This window comes from Ramlibacter tataouinensis TTB310, from assembly GCF_000215705.1.
In the GTDB taxonomy this organism is placed as follows: Bacteria; Pseudomonadota; Gammaproteobacteria; order Burkholderiales; family Burkholderiaceae_C; genus Ramlibacter; species Ramlibacter tataouinensis.
The window spans coordinates 500,559-518,349 of record NC_015677.1; the positions used below are offsets into that span (position 1 = coordinate 500,559).

The 17,791-nt window shown below is 69.8% G+C and carries 15 protein-coding genes; 3 read left to right on the forward strand and 12 right to left on the reverse strand.

The window, feature by feature from the left end; genetic code table 11:
* Positions 1–26: 26 nt before the first annotated feature.
* From RTA_RS02465 to RTA_RS20910, 9 genes are read right to left on the reverse strand one after another with little or no spacing between them, the layout of a single operon-like run.
* The gene (locus RTA_RS02465) at positions 27–1,217 is read right to left on the reverse strand and encodes an acyl-CoA dehydrogenase family protein (RefSeq protein ID WP_013899796.1); all 1,191 of its coding nucleotides are present in this window, start codon (positions 1,215–1,217) and stop codon (positions 27–29) included.
* A gap of 32 nt (positions 1,218–1,249) precedes the next feature.
* The gene (locus RTA_RS02470; protein ID WP_013899797.1) at positions 1,250–2,149 is read right to left on the reverse strand and encodes an alpha/beta fold hydrolase; all 900 of its coding nucleotides are present in this window, start codon (positions 2,147–2,149) and stop codon (positions 1,250–1,252) included.
* A 3-nt stretch (positions 2,150–2,152) separates the two neighbouring features.
* The gene (locus RTA_RS02475; protein WP_041674980.1) at positions 2,153–3,247 is read right to left on the reverse strand and encodes a beta-ketoacyl-ACP synthase III; all 1,095 of its coding nucleotides are present in this window, start codon (positions 3,245–3,247) and stop codon (positions 2,153–2,155) included.
* 19 nt (positions 3,248–3,266) lie between these two features.
* Positions 3,267–5,918: an FG-GAP repeat domain-containing protein gene (locus RTA_RS02480; protein ID WP_013899799.1), complete on the reverse strand. Its 2,652-nt coding sequence runs from the start codon at positions 5,916–5,918 to the stop codon at positions 3,267–3,269.
* Positions 5,919–5,929: 11 nt separating this feature from the next.
* On the reverse strand, positions 5,930–7,573 hold the full coding sequence (locus RTA_RS02485; protein WP_013899800.1) for a hypothetical protein: 1,644 nt from the start codon (positions 7,571–7,573) through the stop codon (positions 5,930–5,932).
* Positions 7,552–8,424, reverse strand: a complete 873-nt coding sequence (locus tag RTA_RS19610; RefSeq protein ID WP_013899801.1) for an SAM-dependent methyltransferase — start codon at positions 8,422–8,424, stop codon at positions 7,552–7,554. The genes RTA_RS02485 and RTA_RS19610 overlap by 22 nt, the downstream gene beginning before the upstream one ends.
* Positions 8,418–9,161 (reverse strand): SDR family NAD(P)-dependent oxidoreductase, encoded by a 744-nt coding sequence (locus tag RTA_RS02495; RefSeq protein WP_013899802.1) that lies wholly within the window; start codon positions 9,159–9,161, stop codon positions 8,418–8,420. Before RTA_RS02495 ends, RTA_RS19610 begins: the two co-directional genes overlap by 7 nt.
* Entirely contained in the window at positions 9,158–10,501 is a 1,344-nt protein-coding gene (locus RTA_RS02500) for a class I adenylate-forming enzyme family protein (protein WP_013899803.1), read from the reverse strand. Before RTA_RS02500 ends, RTA_RS02495 begins: the two co-directional genes overlap by 4 nt.
* Before the next feature lie 14 nt (positions 10,502–10,515).
* Positions 10,516–10,746, reverse strand: coding sequence for a phosphopantetheine-binding protein (locus tag RTA_RS20910; protein WP_013899804.1), 231 nt, complete (start codon positions 10,744–10,746; stop codon positions 10,516–10,518).
* 260 nt (positions 10,747–11,006) lie between these two features.
* Here RTA_RS20910 and RTA_RS02510 point away from each other — a divergent pair, with 260 nt between their 5' ends.
* Complete coding sequence (locus RTA_RS02510) at positions 11,007–11,657, forward strand: helix-turn-helix domain-containing protein (RefSeq protein WP_013899805.1); 651 nt, start codon at positions 11,007–11,009, stop codon at positions 11,655–11,657.
* 40 nt (positions 11,658–11,697) lie between these two features.
* Here RTA_RS02510 and RTA_RS02515 read toward each other — a convergent pair whose 3' ends face one another.
* The gene (locus RTA_RS02515; protein ID WP_013899806.1) at positions 11,698–12,078 is read right to left on the reverse strand and encodes a YraN family protein; all 381 of its coding nucleotides are present in this window, start codon (positions 12,076–12,078) and stop codon (positions 11,698–11,700) included.
* On the opposite strand from RTA_RS02515, the gene rsmI reads away from it, so the two are divergent.
* Positions 12,077–13,009, forward strand: coding sequence for a 16S rRNA (cytidine(1402)-2'-O)-methyltransferase (rsmI, locus tag RTA_RS02520; protein WP_013899807.1), 933 nt, complete (start codon positions 12,077–12,079; stop codon positions 13,007–13,009). The genes RTA_RS02515 and rsmI overlap by 2 nt on opposite strands.
* A gap of 68 nt (positions 13,010–13,077) precedes the next feature.
* Here rsmI and RTA_RS02525 read toward each other — a convergent pair whose 3' ends face one another.
* Both RTA_RS02525 and hemE read right to left on the reverse strand, forming a co-directional pair.
* On the reverse strand, positions 13,078–15,126 hold the full coding sequence (locus RTA_RS02525; RefSeq protein WP_013899808.1) for a primosomal protein N': 2,049 nt from the start codon (positions 15,124–15,126) through the stop codon (positions 13,078–13,080).
* Between the two features lie 359 nt (positions 15,127–15,485).
* Positions 15,486–16,586, reverse strand: a complete 1,101-nt coding sequence (gene hemE, locus RTA_RS02530) for a uroporphyrinogen decarboxylase (RefSeq protein ID WP_041675968.1) — start codon at positions 16,584–16,586, stop codon at positions 15,486–15,488.
* A 51-nt stretch (positions 16,587–16,637) separates the two neighbouring features.
* On the opposite strand from hemE, the gene RTA_RS21345 reads away from it, so the two are divergent.
* Positions 16,638–17,735 carry a tetratricopeptide repeat protein gene (locus RTA_RS21345; protein WP_013899810.1) on the forward strand — a complete coding sequence of 366 codons (1,098 nt, stop codon included), beginning with the start codon at positions 16,638–16,640 and terminating at the stop codon, positions 17,733–17,735.
* The last annotated feature ends 56 nt before the right edge of the window (positions 17,736–17,791 follow it).

Consider the following 17,791-nt stretch of genomic DNA (forward strand, 5'->3'; position numbering starts at 1 on the left):
GGGTAAGCGCACGGCAATGCCGGCGCTCAGATCGAGAAGGCCGAGATGCCGGTCTGCGCGTGGCCGAGGACCAGCGCGTTGACGTCGCTGGTGCCTTCATAGGTGTTGAGGGCCTCCAGGTTGCACATGTGCCGCATCACCGAGTAGGCGTCCGACATGCCGTTGCCCCCCAGCATGTCACGCGCCGTGCGCGCGATGTCCAACGCCTTGCCGCACGCATTGCGCTTGAGCATGGCAATGGCTTCGGCCGGCAACCGTCCCTGGTCCAGCAGGCGCCCGGCCTGCAGCGCGGCCGCCAGTCCCAGCGCGATCTCGGTCTGCATGTCCGCCAGCTTCTTTTGCACCAGCTGGTTGGCTGCAAGTGGCCGGCCGAACTGGCGGCGCTGCAGCACGTAGCCCCGCGCCTCGTGCCAGACGGCGGTGGCCGCGCCCATGGCGCCCCAGCACAGGCCATAGCGCGCCTTGTTGATGCAGGCCAGCGGCCCGCGCATGCCTGCCGCGTCCCCGAGCACCTGGAAGGGCGGGACGAGCACCTCGTCCATCACCACATCGCCGGTGGCGGAGGCGCGCAGGCCCAGCTTGCCCGTGATGGCGGCGGTGGACAGGCCCGGCATGCCGCGCTCCAGGATGAAGCCGCGGATCATCGCCGGCGTTCCGGCCTTGGCCCAGATCACGAACAGGTCCGCGATCGGCGCGTTGCTGATCCAGGTCTTGCGGCCGGACAGCACGAAGCCATCTCCGTGCGGGCGCGCGGTGCTGGCCAGGCGGCTGGGGTCGGAGCCATGATCGGGTTCGGTCAGGCCGAAGCAGCCGATGGCCTCGCCCGCGGCCAGGCGCGGCAGGTAGCGGTCCTTCTGCGCTTGGCTGCCGAAGCGGTGGATGGCGTGCATCACCAGGTTGGACTGCGAGCTGACCATGGTGTGGAAGGCGGAATCCACGCGTTCCAGCTCGAAGCCGATCAGGCCGGCGCACACGCTGTTCATGCCAGCGCAGCCCCAGCCCTGGATGGTGGCGCCCAGCAGCCCCATGCCGCCGAACTGCAGGAACAGCTCGCGTGGCGTGGTCTCGCTGCGGTACAGCTCGCGCACGCGCGCAGCCAGCTCGCCCGCCGCGAACCTGCGCAGCGCCGCCTGCAGCGCGCGCTCTTCCTCGGTCAGCTGCTCCTCGATGCGCAGCAGATCCTCCCAGCAAGCGCGCGGATGGTCCTGCGGTTGCATTCAGTGCGTCCCGCGGGCGGCGTGCGCGCGGCTCACGCCGCATCCCCGTGCTGCTGCGGCTCGCGCCGGCCCTGCCGCAGGAAGTCCACCACCCGGCGCACCACCGGCTCGGCCCGCAGGATCTTGCGATGGCCGTAGCCCTCGGTCATGAACAGCTGCGCGCCGGGCCAGCTGCGGTGCACCGCGCGACCCTCGTGCGGCAGCACGAAGTCGTCGTCCGCATCCTGCACCACGAGGCCCTTGACGTGCGGAAGGCGCGCCACGATCTGCTCGATGGAAAAACGGTTCCACACGTCGGGAAAGTCACGTGCCAGCTGCTGCTTGAACAGCTCGCCTGGCGCCTTGGGCACGCCCAGGCGCTTCTCGACCTTCTGGTAGACCGCTTCCATGTTCTGCGGCGGAGCGATCAGCGCGATGCGCTCGACCGCGATGTCCTCCAGCGCAACCAGGGCGAACGAGCCCCCCATGGAGTGGGCGACGATGGCGTACAGGCTGCCGGCCTGGCGCGCCACCTCGGCCACCATCTGGCTGATGATCACGCCGTTGGTCTGCCGGCCCGCCGACTCGCCATGGCCGTGGGCGTCGAAGGTGAGCACGCGGAACCCGGCCTCCACCAGCGGCTTGAAGAAGGCCATCATCTGCGTGCCCCGGCCGTCCCAGCCGTGCACCAGCAGCACCGCCGGTCCGCGGCCCTGCGCATACAGCTTGTAGCCGACGCCGTTGACGCGGAACTCGCTGACCTCGGCCTCCCGCTTGAAAGCCAGCTCGCGTGCGGAGGGGCGGTGCCGGATCGGATGGCACCACAGCCAGTACAGCAGCCGGCTCGCCAGCCGCGTGCTCAGCGCGTTGGTGGCCCGCAGCACCATGCCCAGGAGGCGGAAGATGCGGTCTTCGGCGGTGACCGCCGGCTGGGTTGCTGTATTCGAAGTCATTGGTTACATGCGCTGGACCACGACACTGCCGGCGGAATAGCCGGCGCCAAAGGAACAAAGGACGCCCACGGAGCCGCTTCGCAGATCGTCGCGGAATCGGTGGAAGACGGCAAGCGCGCCGGCGGCTGCCAGGTTGCCGTGCTCGGCGAGGATGCTGGGAGCGCGGCGCTCGTCCATGGGGCGGCCGAACAGCTTCTCGCAGATCAGCTTGTTGATGTGGGCATTGGCCTGGTGCAGCCAGACGCGCTGTACATCGCCCGGCTGGATCGCCAGCCGGCCCAGATGCTCCAGGATGTGGCCGCTCGCCAGCGGCACCACGTCGCGCATCACCTTCACGCCGTTCTGGCGGAAGGTCGCGGGTTCCGTGGCCTCGTCGATGCAGCGCGAGAGGAAGCCGAAGTCGTTTCGGATCGCGTTGGAGAAGCGGGTGTGCCGCGCGTGCCCCAGGATGCGGAAGCTGCAGGCGGCGGTCACGCGGTCCGCCGCCTGCAGCACCACCGCGGCCGCGCCATCGCCGAAGATGAAATGCGAGGTCCGGTCGCGGAAGTCCACCTGCGCGGTGGCGAGTTCCGGGATCACCACCAGCGCGCTGTCCACGCTGCCCGCGACGATGGCGTCGGCCGCGATCGCGATGGCGAAGGTGGCGCAGGAACAGGCGGCGCTGATGTCGAAGGCGCATGCGTCCTGGGCGCCCAGCGCCTGCTGCAGCTCGATCGCGATGGCGGGGTAGGCGCGCTCCAGCGCAGTGGCGCCGGCGATCACCATCCCCAGCCGGGCCGGCTCGAGCCCGGCCGCCGCCAGCGCCTGTCGCGCCGCGTGCGCGCCGATCTCGGCCTGCATCGACAACTCGGTCGCCGCCCGCCGTGCCAGCCGCGGCCGCATGCGATCCACGTCCAGGATGCCGTCCTTGTCGATCACCCGGCGGCTGCGGATGCCCGAGGCCTTGACGATGGGGGTGGCGTCGGCATAGGGCCGCTCGCCGCCTGCGCCGCGTCGCTTCAGGAAGGTGTTGTACGAGTCCACCAGCTCCTCGTTGGTGATTTCATGCGCGGGGTGAAACACCCCGCTGCCGCTGATGACCGCCTGTGGCCCTGCCAATTGCCTGGCGCCGGTCGCATCAGTTGCAGGCCACGACGCCCGAGCGGCGGTCGACGCACACGTCGGTGTTGCGCACGCCGTTGAATGCATAGGTCCTTGGCGCCGCGTCGCCCGACGGCCAGCGTACCTGCAGCGAGCGCAGCGTGCCCTCGCCCAGGCCGACGATCAGGGTGTCGTGCGCCGAGCAGGTGGCGCCACCCTGGGTGGCGCGCACGGTACGCATCACGTTGCCGTTGACCAGCACCTCGGCGCCGACCGCATGGATATTCTTGCCGGTGTCGTCGCGCAGCTTCACCTTGACCCAGTTGCTGGGGTTCTGCTTCCTGCCGTTCTGGTTGATATAGAGCGTGGTCAACCCGGGCTCATAGGTGGTGGGCGCCTTGGAGAGCTTGTTGACGGGCGGCACGGCCAGCGGCTTGCCCAGCACATTCACCTTGAGGTTGCGCGCATCGGGCGAATTCGAGGTGTATCCGCCGATGTGCGTGACCAGAATATCGCCGAAACCGTCGTTGTTCAGGTCGGCGGACATCACGCACATCGCCTGCTCGTGCAGCCGGTAGATGTCCATTGCCTTGCCGCCGGAGGAATCGAGGCCGTAGCCTTCGTACGATCCCGTGTCGCCTACGTACACGTAGTCGCGCTTGTGCCAGCCCGAGCCGGGTGAGGGCCGGCGCGGCGGATTGTGGTCGTAATCCATGTGCCGGATGTCCAGCAGCCGGTACTCCAGCGTACGGTCGCGGAAATGGATGTTGCCGGGGCTGCTGATGTTCTCCAGGAAGCGGCCCGGCCCGCCGGCCATGTCGCCGAAATTGTCGCCGCCGCGGCCCAGGCCGCCGGCGAAATACAGGTCCAGCTTGCCGCGGTTGTCGGCGTCGAACATGGCCACGTTGTAGGCGAACTCCAGGCCCGCCAGCGTCGTGGCGAACTTGCGCTTGTCCACCTGCTCACGGTACTCGGGCAGCACGTTGGCCTTGTTCAGCTGGTCGGGCGGCAGCACGGTGGAATAGTCCACCTTCGCCAGATCCGAGCGCAGCTCGACGCCGCGCCGGGCGTCCCAGGCCAGGATCGCGTTGCTCAGGTTGTTGACGCCGTGCGCGTAGGCCATGTTGGACGCCGTGGTGATCGTGGTCTCCTTCTCGTCCTTGATCAACAGGCGCGTGTTGCGGGTCGACATGACCTGGCTGCCGCAGTTGGTGACCACCGCCTGCTCCCTGCCGCTGCCGTCCAGGTCGCCGGCGGCCATGCCCATCCAGCAGCCCTCGTAGGCCAGATCGTTGAATTTCTTCTCGTACTTGAAGCCCTTGCCGGCCATGTTCCTGTACACGCGGAACCGGTTGCCCTGGTCCGTGGAGACCACCAGGTCGGACCAGCCGTCCTTGTCGTAGTCCATGAAGAGCGCCGCCCAGCTGTGGTCGGCCGGCTCGCCCACCTGCTTGCCCTGGTAGATGTCCAGGGAGTTCTGCTCCTTCCTGCCGGCGCCCGGCCGGTAGGAATAGCTCTCCACGGCGCCGGCCTTGTGCACACCCGCCAGGTCGTCGTCGGCGACGTCGACGAAGGCGAGTTCGCCGCTCTCCACGAGCATGTTCTTGTAGAGCTGTCGCCGGTTGCCGGCGAAGTGGTCGCGCGTGAAGCCGGTGAAGTCGGGATCGATGAAATTGGCCACCACGATGTCCAGGTCGCCGTCGCGGTCGAAGTCGAACACCTCGGCGCTGACGGAAGCCCACTTGCCGCCCAGGCCCGTGCGCTCGGTCGCATCCTCCCACTCGGGAATGCCGTTGCCGTTCTTGTCGCCCAGGTTCAGCAGCATGGAGTTGCGGCCTTCGGGCTCCAGCTTGCCGTTGACGTCGACCATCTTGTTCAGGCCGTCCTCCATTCCCAGCCCTGCGGACAGGAAGGACGGCGCCTTGGCCAGCACCGCGCGCGAACTGGACTCGCGGCCCAGGTTGGTGCCCGCCGGGTAGATGCGCCAGGCGTAGTCGTCGTTCTGGAACGGCAGGCCGAAGTGGCCATTCAACACCAGGATGTCCATCCTGCCGTCGCCGTTCACGTCCGCGCAGGCCGCGCCCCAGCCGATGCGGCCCTCGCCGTCGTCGGGCTCGTCCACGCTGGCGCGTGGCTTGTACTTGCCCTCGAACACCAGCTCGCCTTCCATGCGGACGCGATCGGCGCCCGGCTGCTTGAGCAACTGCTGCACCGACTTGAACATCGGGCTGCCGTCCTTGTCGTTGCCCTGGTTGATGAGCAGGCCGTTGGGCCGCGGCTTGAAGCGCTCGGTGCCCACCGTGTGGCCCGGCGTGGGCTTGGCCACGGTGCGCTGGATGTTGGGGAAGAACAGGTCCAGCCTGCCGTCGCCGTTGACGTCGCAGGCGGTGGCCCCGCGGAACCAGGCGGTGTTGAACTCGCGGTGCTCGGCCAGCTCGCCCAGGTTCTCCAGCTTGACGAAGGGCATCACGTCGCTCGCCACCTCGATGCGGTCGGGCACCGGCAGCGCGGCGCCCGCGAGCCAGGCCTTGGTCTGCGTGGTCTCGCTCATGAGGCCGGCGCGCATCAGCAGCAGCTCGCCCATGATCTTGACCTTGATCGGGTCGCTGTAGTACTTCCAGTAGCCGAACCCGGCTGCGGCCAGCAGGAGCACCAGCAGGCTCGAGGCGGCGATCTTCAAGGCTTTCATGGCATGTCTCCTCAGATGATGTTCACGTCTTCGTACGAGCGAAAGAGTGGCGGCTGGTAGGCGGACGAACTCGCGCGCAGCTTCTGCGCGAGCGGCTCCGTGATCTCCACCTCCAGCTCGAGCAGGTCCAGGATGCGTTCATAGGCCACGAAGGTCACGCGCAGGAAGGTGCGCTCGCCCCTGGTGAACACACGCAGCGCCATCTGCTCGACGCCGCCTTCGTGGTTGTTCTCCAGCCGCCACTGGCCGTCGCGCCAGACGGTCTGGTAGCCGTAGTGCGGCACCGGTCCGTCCTTCAGGCGCAGGTGACGCCGCTCGGCGAACTCCGCGGGCGGGTTGACCCCGACGCCGAACGAGGGCAGCAGGTAGTCCTCCTGATCGACCAGCAGCGCCAGCGGGATGTTGCCCATCACGATGCGGCGCTGGCGGTCCTTGGCATAGACCGAGATCTCCAGGAACTCATCGCCCGCCGCGGCCGGCTTGCCGTCGCGGAACCGGGTGAGCGGCTTGACCGACCTGACCTCCACGTCCTCCCAGAACGGGTCGAACGGGATGGTTTTCTTCTCGTCGCCGCTGTAGATGCCCGGATTGACGAACTTGCGCGTGCTGAAGATGTCGCCCGCCTCCAGGTCGGCGAAGGTCTTGGCGTCGATGGTGTTGGCCGCGCCGAACAGGCTGAAGCCGCGTGTCACCTCGAAGTATTTGTTCTGCGACTTCTGGCGCGATTCCTGGCTGGAATAGCTGCCGATCTGCTTGCCGGCCGACACCTTGGCCTTTCCCTGGAACAGCAAGGGCCCCTCGGTGCGCAGCCGGCCCAGGTCCGCCGGCACCGAGGTGATGTCGCCGCGGTACTTCAGGGCGGAAATGATCTCGCGGTCCGGCAGGTCGATGCCGTTGGCGCGGCGGATCATTTCCGCGTACACCGGCCAGGGCATGTTGAACCAGGCGTGGTACATCTCGCCGACCGCGTCGGTCGCCGACAGCTCCCACAGTCCCGCCTTCAGGCAGTTGTTGGTGATGCTGAAGCGCTTCGGCCTGGCGAGCTTGTTGGGCACGATGGCGCCGCCCTGGCCGGTCGTGTAGTCCTCTTCGCCGCCGGCGTTCAAGAAGGGCCTGGGCAGGTCGTTGAAGTAGGCAAGGGTGCTGTTCCTGGCCTGGTACGCCAGCATCAGCCCGTTACGGCCGAATTCGGCGAGCATCAGGTTGGCGCGGTCGAAGTCGTCCAGCCCGCCCGGCGCGGTGGCGTAGGGCAGGATGGGCACCATCTGGTAGGCGTCCAGGTTCTCGAGGTTCACCGTCTTGCCGCCGTCCGGGGAGGCGATCTGCAGCGAGAAGCGCGTCCCCTCGGGCGCCAGCTGGATCTTCGGTATGCGCGTCAACTCATCCAGCACCGAGGAATAGCGGTTCACCGATTGCGTGGACGGATTGATGGGGCCGCCCCTCGCGTCGCGGTGCTCCATGTTGAGATTGAGCGGGATGTTCTCCAGCGGCTCGGCCGTCCACAGCCTCCAGCCCAGCCCGGCCGCGGCCGCCAGCACCAGGACGCACACGCCCCGCACGACCGGACGGCGCCGCCAGCCAGGTGCGGCGCCGAATCCGGGCGTTGCCAGTCCTTGCGGCGCTTGGGCGGCACCTAACGACTCGTAGACTTGCATGGGGTTCTCCTCGCGAAAAGACTGGTGGCTGTCAGCAGGAAATAGCCAAGCACCTGCTCGGACCACAGGGATTCCAGAACGTGGGTGGCCGCGACGAAGTCGGCCCAGGCGGGCTCGCCGATCAGCCGCACGACCGTGTCGCGATGCGTGGCGGCGTTGGCCCGCCACCGCACGAAGGTGGGCGCGGTCGCGGCGGTCAGGTCCAGCATCTCGACCTGGTCGAAGCCCGCGCTGCGCGCCTGGCTCGCGTACAACGCGGGCGGGCGCATCAACGCCCGGCCAAACACGCGGGCGAGCAACAGGAACTCGTCGCGCCGCGCGATCACCTCGGCAAGGGCCAGCTCGCGCGTTTGCACGACATCGCACAGCACCACCTGGCCGCCGGGCTTGAGCACGCGCCGCAGCTCGGTGAAAAGCCTGCGTTTGTCCAGCATCAGGTGCGACGACTCCATCACCCACGCGGCCTCGAAGCTCTGGTCGGCAAAAGCCATGGCCTGGGCATCACCCAGCTCGAAATGCAACAAGCCCGCGAGATCGCCGGGAACGGTCGCGCGAGCGATGTCGATGCAGGCGGTGCTGGGCGAGATGCCGGCCACCGCGCAGCCCAGGCGCCGCGCGAGCGCCTGCGCCGGCGCGCCGGTGCCACAACCCACGTCCAGCACGCGCGTGCCCGGACCGATACCGCGCAGGCGCTCCAGCATGCGTGCGGTGAGCGATCCGGTCGCGTGCTCCAGGCTCTCGCCGCCGGACTCGAAATACCCGTAGTGCAGGCTGCTGCCGAGCAGATATCCCCAGGCCCGGGCCACGGCGTCGTAGTGGCGGGCGCTGTTGACGCGGCACGCCTCTAGCACGTGAGGCCTCCGTCGATCACCAGCACCTGGCCCGTGATGAAGCCGCCGGCCGGCGAGGCCAGCAGGTCCAGCGCGCCCACCACGTCTTTCACCGTCCCCAGGCGGCCCAGCGGGGTGCGGCGCTCGATCTGGCGCAGCTGTTTGTCGTCCAGGGACTGGCTCATCTCGGTGCGCAGGAAACCCGGCGCGACCGAGTTCACCGTGATGCCCCTGGAGCCCAGCTCGCGCGCCAGCGCGCGCGTGTACCCGTCCAGCGCTGCCTTGGAAGCGCCGTAAACCGAGAGCCCCCGATAGCCCGAAGTGCCGACGATGGAGCTGATGTTGACGATGCGGCCAAAGCCGGCGGCGAGCATCATGCGCGAGACCTCGCGCGTCAGGCGCAGGGTGCCTTTGATGTTGAGATCGACCACCGCGTCGATGTCCTCGTCGTTGAACAGCGCGACCACGCCTGCGAGCGCTATGCCCGCGTTGTTGACCAGCAGGCTGACCGGGCCGAACCGCTGCGCCGCCGCCCGCACGAACCGCTTGCAGTCCCCGTCCTTGACGAGGTCCAGCTCCTCGAAGAAGAAGCTGTCGGGATGGCGCTGCTGCAAGGCGCGCGCCGCGTCGGTGGTGCGGCGGCTGAAACTCGCGACCTTGTGGCCCCCCGCCAGCAAGTGCTCGACGATGCCCAGGCCGAGGCCGCGCCCGCCGCCGCTGACGACGGCGATGTGGCGGTCGGGTGGGGTGCCGTTCATGCCGCCGCCCGTCGCGCCAGCTTCATGTTGGCGGTTTCGAGGGCGTCCACATAGACGATCTGCCGCGGCCGCGCGTGCCGCCCGAGGACGCTGCAGGCGGCCCGGATGCGCGGCTCCACCTCTTCTGGCAGATGGCCTCGATGCAGGACCACGCGCAGCCGCACGATCTGCCCGGTCATGGGGTTGGGACGGCCCTCGGCGATCGCGGTCGCCACGCCCGGTAGCGGGTTCACCAGAGCCTCGATCTGCTGCGGGTAGACCTTCATGCCGCCGACGTTGATCGTCTCCGACTTGCGCCCGAGGAACAGCACCCTTTCGGCCGTGCGCTCGACGAGATCGCCGGTGGCGCGGTAGTGCGTGGCCGGGCCCGAACCCTGGCGTACGTGCAACTCGCGGTTCACGATCCGCAGCAGGGCGCCACCTTGCGCCTGCGGGTCGAAAAGCGAAAGCGGTAGGCCGGCGCGGCAGTCCTTGACCGAAACCACCGAACCCAGCTCGGTCGACGCATAGACCTGCGAGATGCTGACGCCGGGGTACAGGGCCGCGATGCGGTCCAGCACTTCCTGCGTGACGACCTCGCCGCCCAGCGTGACGTGGCGCAGCGTGACGATGGGTGATGCGCAGGCCGGCGAGACGAAGGCGGCGCGCCAGAAAGTGGGAGTGCTGCTGATGTGCGTGGCACCCTCCCTGCTTGCCGCCGCCCACATCGCCGGAACCTGGGCGCAGGCGGGCACGATCAGCACCTCCCCATGAACGAGCGCATGCAGCAGCACCTGAATGCCTGCGAAGTGCGCCAGGCCATAGGCAAGCAGCCAGCGCCGAGGCCCGGCCGGTGGGCTGACGCGCACGGCCGCGACCAGGTCGCGCCAACGCAGGTCGATGGCCTTGGACTGTCCCGTCGTGCCGGAACTCAGGATACGGATGCCGCTATCCGGTGCCGCCGGAAGTTCCAGCAGCCTCGCATCGGCTGCGCAGGCCGGATCCAGCGCGAGCGCGCGGTCGCCGAATGCGTCCGAAAGCCCGGGCTGCGCCGCCGCATCGCACAGAACGGCCTGGCACTCCATGCGCGCCGCCAACCGCTGCAGCTCCTGCCGCGGCAGGCTGTCACTCAGTATCACCGCCGATGCGTCCAGGCGAGAAACGGCCGCGAGTGCCGCCACCATGCGGCCAGACGGCACCATGCACAGACCGAAACGCTTGTGGCCGGCCCGGTGCAGCTGGAGCGCCCATGCATCGGCCAGCGCGCACAAGCGGGCGGCCGGCCACGGCCCTTCGTGCGCTATCAGCGCGGGCTCGTCGGGCGCGCGGGCGGCGAGGTCGGAAAGAAGGGCGTACAGCATCGTGCTCCTGCCTCTCAGGCATAGAAGTCCAGCAGATCGCGAACGCGCGCGGGATACTGGCCCTGGGTATACGGATCACGGCCAAACTGCTGTTCCAGGTTGGCCGAGAATTCGGCGACCGTCAGCGAGTCGAATCCGAGATCCTCGTCCTGGATGAAGGATTCGTCGGTGATGCCGATGTCCTGGCGGCCCTGCTCCTCGAGTAGCTTGTGGATGATCTGATAGATGACGTCGCGGTTGCTCACATGGCCTCCCAAGCCGCTCGCAACGGCTGGCGCGACACCAGACCACGAGCGACGCAAAGCGCGAGGCACCCGCGTCGATTCGACGGGCTCCCCGATCAAATAACGGTCGAGCTGCGCCAGGCGCGTGACATCACCTGGCGGCAAGTGACAGGGCCCGCGTCTCCAGTGGGCCGCATTCTGTAGCCTCCTTTTACGCTTGATCGGTGTCTTTATCGGAGTTGATCCGTATGCTGCTTTCATTGCAACAGGGAGATGAAAGTATGCGAACGCTCGATTCGCCGGATGCGGCTGTCCTCTATAAATACCCGCGGGTTCTGGCGCTGCTTGAAGTTTTCATGGCGCGCCCGGCAACACTGTCCGCGGTCGCCGGCCAGGCTCACATTCCTCTTGCCTCGGCGCATCGCATGGTCGAACGCCTGATCTCGATCGGTGCGCTCGAAGTGGCGGGGATGATCGAACGCGGTGGCCGCGCGATGAAGCTCTACCAAGTCACCGCGCCTGCGTTCTTCGTCCCGTCCACCATCGAACGCGAGTGCCTGCCGGATGAAGTGGTGCGTCGCACGCTTGACTCTCACCTGGACGAACAGGTTCCGGGGCTGATGAAGGCCGCCCGCGAGGCGCTGGGCGACTCCGCCGCATCTGAATGGGGCATGGTCGTCTACGCTGATCGGCACGGGCATCTGGTGGCGCGGCCCGACTTCAAGCAGGGTCGCACGCCCAGGCTGCTGGACGACAACAGCCCGGCCTACCTGAACTTCTACCTGGACGACTTGCGCCTGAATGTCTGCGACGCCAAGAGGCTGCAGCGCGAGCTGGTCGATCTGCTCAAGCGCTACAAGTGCGTAGAACCCGGCTCGGGCACCTACACGCTGTCGGTCATCATGGCGCCCATGGTCGCCAGGCGCCGATAAGCGCGTGCCTCCAGCGCGCTGTGTTCTAGCGTAAGGTCGCTCAGCCGGCGTCGAACGCCGCCCGCAGCCACTCGATGCGCCCGGCCTCCACCGCCACCACGTCGAAGCGGCAGGGCGGCGGCGCGGGCAGCCGCATCAGGAAATGCCGGGCTGCGAATACGATGCGGCGCTGTTTGGTGCCGCCCACGCTGGCGGCGGCGCCGCCGAAGGCCCGGCCGGCGCGCCGGCGCACCTCGACGAAGACCAGGGTGCCGTCGGGCTCGCGCATCACCAGGTCGACCTCGCCGCCGCCGCGGTGCGGCGTCCGATAATTGCGCGTGACCAGCCGCAGCCCGGCCGCGCGCAGGTGCGCCAGCGCGCGGTCTTCCGCCGCGTCGCCCGCCGCCTTGGTCGTGCCAACCGCCTTCCCCGGGAGCTCCATGAGTGCCTCTTCTCCGGCTCTGTCCTCGCCGCCGTTCGCTTCCGCCCTGAGGGCCGCGCGCGAGGCGGCCGGTGCGCAGCATTATCCGCAGGGCGCGCTGTACGTCGTTGCCACGCCCATCGGCAACGTCGCCGACCTGAGCCTGCGGGCCCTGCACGTGCTGGCCCTGGCCGACGCCGTCGCCTGCGAGGACACGCGCCACACCCAGGCCCTGCTGCGCGCCTGCGGCCTGGATCGCCCGGCCGCGCAGATGATCGCCGTGCACCAGCACAACGAGGCCGAGGCGGCGCAGCAGGTGGTCCAGCGGCTGCGCCAGGGCCAGCGCATCGCCTATGCCAGCGACGCCGGCACGCCGGCCGTCAGCGACCCGGGCGCGCGCCTGGCGGCGGCGGCGCACCAGGCCGGCCTGCGGGTCGTGCCCCTGCCGGGCGCCAGCAGCGTGACCGCGGTGCTCAGCGTGGCCGGCGCGGTGGCCGACGACGGCGGCTTCGTGTTCGAAGGTTTCCTGCCCGCCAAGGCCGGCGAGCGCGACGCGCGCGTGCAGGCGCTGGCGCAGGAGCCGCGCGCCGTGGTGCTGCTGGAGGCGCCGCACCGCATCGCCACGCTGGCCCAGGCGCTGGCGCCGCTGGGCGCGCGGCCGCTGACCGTCGGCCGCGAGCTCACCAAGCAGTTCGAGCAGGTGGCCGTGATGGCGTGCGAGGCCTTCGCCGGCTGGCTGGCGGCGGACGCGGTGCGCAGCAAGGGCGAGTTCGCGCTGGTGCTGCATCCCTGGTCCCAGGCGCAGGCGGCGGAGTCCGGCGAAAAGCTGCTCGCGCTGCTGGTCAAGGAGCTGCCGCTCAAGACCGCCGTGCGCATCGCGGCCGAGGCGAGCGGCGGGTCGCGCAATGTCTTGTACGAGCTGGCGCTTCGCATGAAGAAAGACAGCGACTGAGGAGCGAAGGCGGTCGCGGTTGCGGTCAAGCCGGATCCGGACGGCGGGTGGCCGACGCAGGCGCCGAATCAGACCGCCAGCGGATCCACGTCCACCGCCCAGCGGATCAGGCCCTTCTCGCGCAGCGACAGCAGCACCGGCTGCCAGGCCGACAGGAAACGCTGCAGCGCCGCGCGCGAGGTGCTTTCCGCCAGCAGCTGGGCCCGCTCGACGTTGGCCACTCGCTGCACCGCCATCGGAACGGCCGAGTAAAGGACCACGTGCTCCGCCCCTTCCAGGCCCGGGGCCGCCTCGCGCGCGGCGTTCAGGAAAGCCTGGGCCGCCTCCTGGGTGCGCGCCTCGGCCCGCAGCAGCGCCTGGTAGGCGAAGGGCGGCATGCCGGCCTGTTCGCGCTCCTGGAGCTGCTGCGCGGCGAACGCCGCAAAGTCGTGCCGCCGCAGCGCCGCGAACAGCGGGTGCGCCGGATGCCAGGTCTGCACCCACATCTCGCTGGCCGCCGCCTGCGCGGCGTCGCGGCCGGCGCGGCCGGCGGCCTGCATCAGCAGGGCGAACAGCCGCTCGGGCGCGCGGAAGTCGGCGGAGAAGAGGGCGCTGTCGGGGTTGAGCGCCGCCACCAGGGTGATGCGGCGGAAGTCGTGGCCCTTGGTCACCATCTGCGTGCCCACCAGCACGTCGACCTCGCCGCCATGCACCTGGGCCAGCTGCGCTTCCAGCGTGCCCTTGTGCCGGGTGGTGTCGGCGTCGATGCGGACGATGCGAACCGCGCCGCCGTCGGGCCGCCGCACGCCGGCCAGCAGCTCGCCCAGGTGCTCCTCCAGCCGCTCGGTGCCGCGGCCGAGCGGCGCAATGTCCAGGTTGCCGCACAGCGGGCAGGCGCGCGGCACCCGTTCGGTGAAGCCGCAGTGGTGGCAGCGCAGGGTGCGGTCGATCTTGTGGAACACACGGTAGGCGCTGCAGTGCGGGCAGTCGCTCTTCCAGTCGCAGGCGGTGCAGGCCAGCACCGGCGCGTAGCCGCGGCGGTTGAGGAACAGCATCGACTGCTCGCCGCGGGCGATGCGCTCGGCCATCGCCTCCAGCAGCGGCGGCGACAGCACGGCTTTCTTGGGCTGGTGGTTCATGTCCACCACCCGCACCCGCGGCAGGGCGCCGGCGCCGATGCGCTCGGGCATGGCCAGCCGCCGGTAGCGGCCGCGCTCGCCGGCCTGCCAGCTCTCCAGCGAGGGCGTGGCCGACCCCAGCACCACGGTGGCGCCCTCCAGCCGGCCGCGGTAGACCGCCAGGTCGCGCGCCGAGTAGCGCGCGCCTTCCTGCTGCTTGTAGCTGGGGTCGTGCTCCTCGTCCACCACGATCAGGCGCAGCCGCGGCAGCGAGGCGAACACGCCCATGCGGGTGCCCAGCACGATGCGCGCGGCGCCGGCGTGCGCCGCCAGCCAGTGCCGCAGCCGCTGCGGGTGGGTCAGGCCGCTGTGCAGCGCCACCACCTGCTCGGCGCCGAAGCGCGCGACGAACAGCGATTGCAGCTGCGGGGTCAGGTTGATCTCCGGCACCAGCACCAGGGCCTGGGCCCCGGGGTCGCGCTCCAGCAGGTCCTGCACCGCGCGCAGGTAGACCTCGGTCTTGCCGCTGCCGGTGGCGCCATGCAGCAGGAACGGGCCGGGGCCGGCCTGCAGCTGCGCCAGCGCCTGTTGCTGCTGCTGCGTGAGGGCGGGGGCGCCCGCCGCCTGGGCGGTGGCCGGCAGGTCCGGCGCCACCCGTTTCAGCCGGCGCGCCAGCTGCACGGCGTTCAGGCCGCGCAGCTGCACCGGCAGGGCCGCCAGCGCGACCTCGCCGGGGCTGCGCTGGTAGTAGCCGGCGGCGAAGCCGACCAGCCGCCGCCAGGCCGCCGGCAGCGGCGCCACGCCTTCCAGCACGCCGGCGATGGGCTTCTCGGCCAAGTCGGCCGGCGGCGGAGCAGCCGCGGGGTCCGCGTCCCACACCACCCCCAGCACCTCGCGCCGGCCCAGGGGCACGCGGACCAGCGTGCCAGGTGCAAGCGGCAACTCACTCAGGTAGCTCAACGGTCCGACCACGGTGCTGTGGGCCGGCGTGGCGACGATGACGGCCAGTCGGTGCGGCATGGTAGCTCTGCTTAGCCGCCGAACTTCAGGCGGTTTGCAGGTTTCGGTCTTAAGTCTTTGATTTAAGCCGGCTTTGTCAGCCGTCCCGAGTTTCTGTGGATAACTTTGTTGATAGACCGCGGCCGGCCGGGCCCAAGGCCTGAAAAATCAAGGGTTTGACTGCATTGCCCGCAAAAAGGGCACCGAGGGAAATTCAGCAAAATCAAGCACTTACGGCAGCTATGGCTTTTGTAGCGCGGCTGCCGGGCGGCGCCGTGACCTTGTGCCCCGCAACATGGTTTTTGTGCATAAGTCAAGCCGTGCGGCGCGGCATTTCCCAGCGGCCCACTTCGGGATGTCCCTGATGCCTGACCGCCGGGTCAGGCGCTGGTGCGGCCGCGCTGGCGCCGCGAATGGGCGTGGACGGCATCGACGAGTACTTTCACATGCTCGGGCGGGGTGTGCTGGCTGATGCCGTGGCCCAGGTTGAAGACATGGCTGGGACCCGTGCCGCCCCCGGTGTGGGGGGGGCCGAAGCTGTCGAGCACGGCCCGGACTTCGGCCTCGATGCGTTCCGGCGGGGCGAACAGCACGTTCGGGTCCAGGTTGCCCTGCAGCGCCTTGGACCCGCCCACCAGCTGCCGGGCGCGAGCCAGGTTCACCGTCCAGTCCACGCCCAGGACCTCGCAGTCCAGCTGGCCCATGGCCTCCAGCCACAGCCCGCCGCCCTTGGTGAAGACGATGCGCGGGATGGGCTGGCCCTCGTGCTCGCGCTTGAGCTGGGCCAGCACGCGGCGGGTGTAGTCCAGGCTGAAGCGCTGGAAAGCGCCGTCGGCCAGCACGCCGCCCCAGCTGTCGAACAGCATCACGGCCTGGGCGCCGGCCTCGACCTGCGCGTTCAGGTAGGCCGCCACCGCATCGGCGTTGACCGCCAGGATGCGGTGCATCAGGTCGGGCCGGCCGTACAGCATGCTCTTGACCAGGCGGTAATCCTGCGAGCCGGCGCCCTCCACCATGTAGCAAGCCAGGGTCCAGGGGCTGCCGGAGAAGCCGATCAGCGGCACGCGGCCGTCCAGGGCCCGGCGGATCGAGGCGACGGCGTCGAACACGTAGCGCAGCCGCTCCATGCCGGGCACGGCCAGGGCCGCCACCGCCGCCTCGTCACGCACCGGCGAGGCGAAGCGCGGCCCCTCGCCGTTGGCGAAGCTCAGGCCCAGCCCCATGGCGTCGGGCACGGTGAGGATGTCCGAGAACAGGATGGCCGCGTCCAGCTCGTAGCGCTCCAGCGGCTGCAGGGTCACCTCGGTGGCGTAGTCCACGTTCGTGGCCAGGCCCATGAAGCTGCCGGCGCGCGCGCGGGTGGCGCGGTACTCGGGCAGGTAGCGGCCGGCCTGGCGCATCAGCCACACCGGCGTGTGCGGCGTGGCCAGGCGATGGCAGGCGCGCAGGAAACTGTCGTTCTTCAGCGGAGCGAAACTCATGGCGGGATTGTCGCAGGCGCCTTCCGCCGCCACGGTGCGACACTGCCGTTCATGAGCGATACGTTCGAGCAGGCCAAAACCTTTTTCCTGCAGGGCCTGCACCACTACCAGCAAGGCCGCTTCGAGCAGGCCCAGACCCAGTTCGAGGCCTCGCTGGCGCTGCTGCCGGGACGGCCGTCCACGCTGGCCAACCTGGGCGCTTGCCGGGTGCAGCTGGGCCGCCACGACGAGGCGGTGGCCCTGCTGGACGAGGCGCTGGCGCAGGAGCCGGGCGACGCGGGCGCCTGGGGCCACCGCGCCACGGCGCTGGCCGAACTGGGCCGGCTGGAGCAGGCGCTGGACAGCGTGGACCGGTCCCTGGCGCTGGAGCCGCGTTCCGGCCGCGGCTGGGGCCTGCGCGGCAACCTGCTCAAGGACCTGGGCCGCCCCGACGAGGCCATCGCCGCCTTCGAGCAGGCCGTCGCGCTGGGCCACGAGGTCGACCTGCACCGCTACTTCCTGGCCGGCCTGCGCGGCCAGGCGGCGGCGCCCGCGCCGCCGCGCGCCTATGTGGAGCTGCTGTTCGACGGCTATGCCGACGGTTTCGACCAGCACCTGGTGCGGCGCCTGGGCTACCGCGCGCCCGAGGTGCTGGCGCAGCCGCTGCGCGCCGCGGGCGGCGGCGCGGTGGACAGCGCGCTGGACCTGGGCTGCGGCACCGGCCTGTGCGCGCCGCTGCTGCGGCCGCTGGCGCGCCGCCTCACCGGCGTGGACCTGTCGGCCGGCATGCTGGCGCGCGCGCGCACGCTGGGCCTGTACGACGAGCTGGTGCAAGCCGATCTGGCCGAGCACCTGCAGGCCACCGGGGCGCGGCATGACCTGGTGGTGGCGGCGGACGTGTTCGTCTACGTCGGCGCGCTGGGCGCCGTGTTCGCCGGCGCCGCCCGCGTGCTGCGGCCCGGCGGGGTGTTCGCCTTCTCGGTGGAGGAAGCCACCGGCGGTGCCGAGCTGGAGCTGCGGCCCAGCCTGCGCTACGCGCATGCCGAGGGCGGGTTGCGCCGCCTGGCCGCGACCCACGGCTTCGAGGTCATGCGCGCGCTGCGCCAGCCTATCCGCCACGAGCAGGGCCATCCCATCGCGGGCCTGTACCTCTGGCTCACCAAAGGCTGAGCTTCAGCTGCCTGAACCAGTCCGCTCCATTTGCTGACACACCGTCACCAGGATTG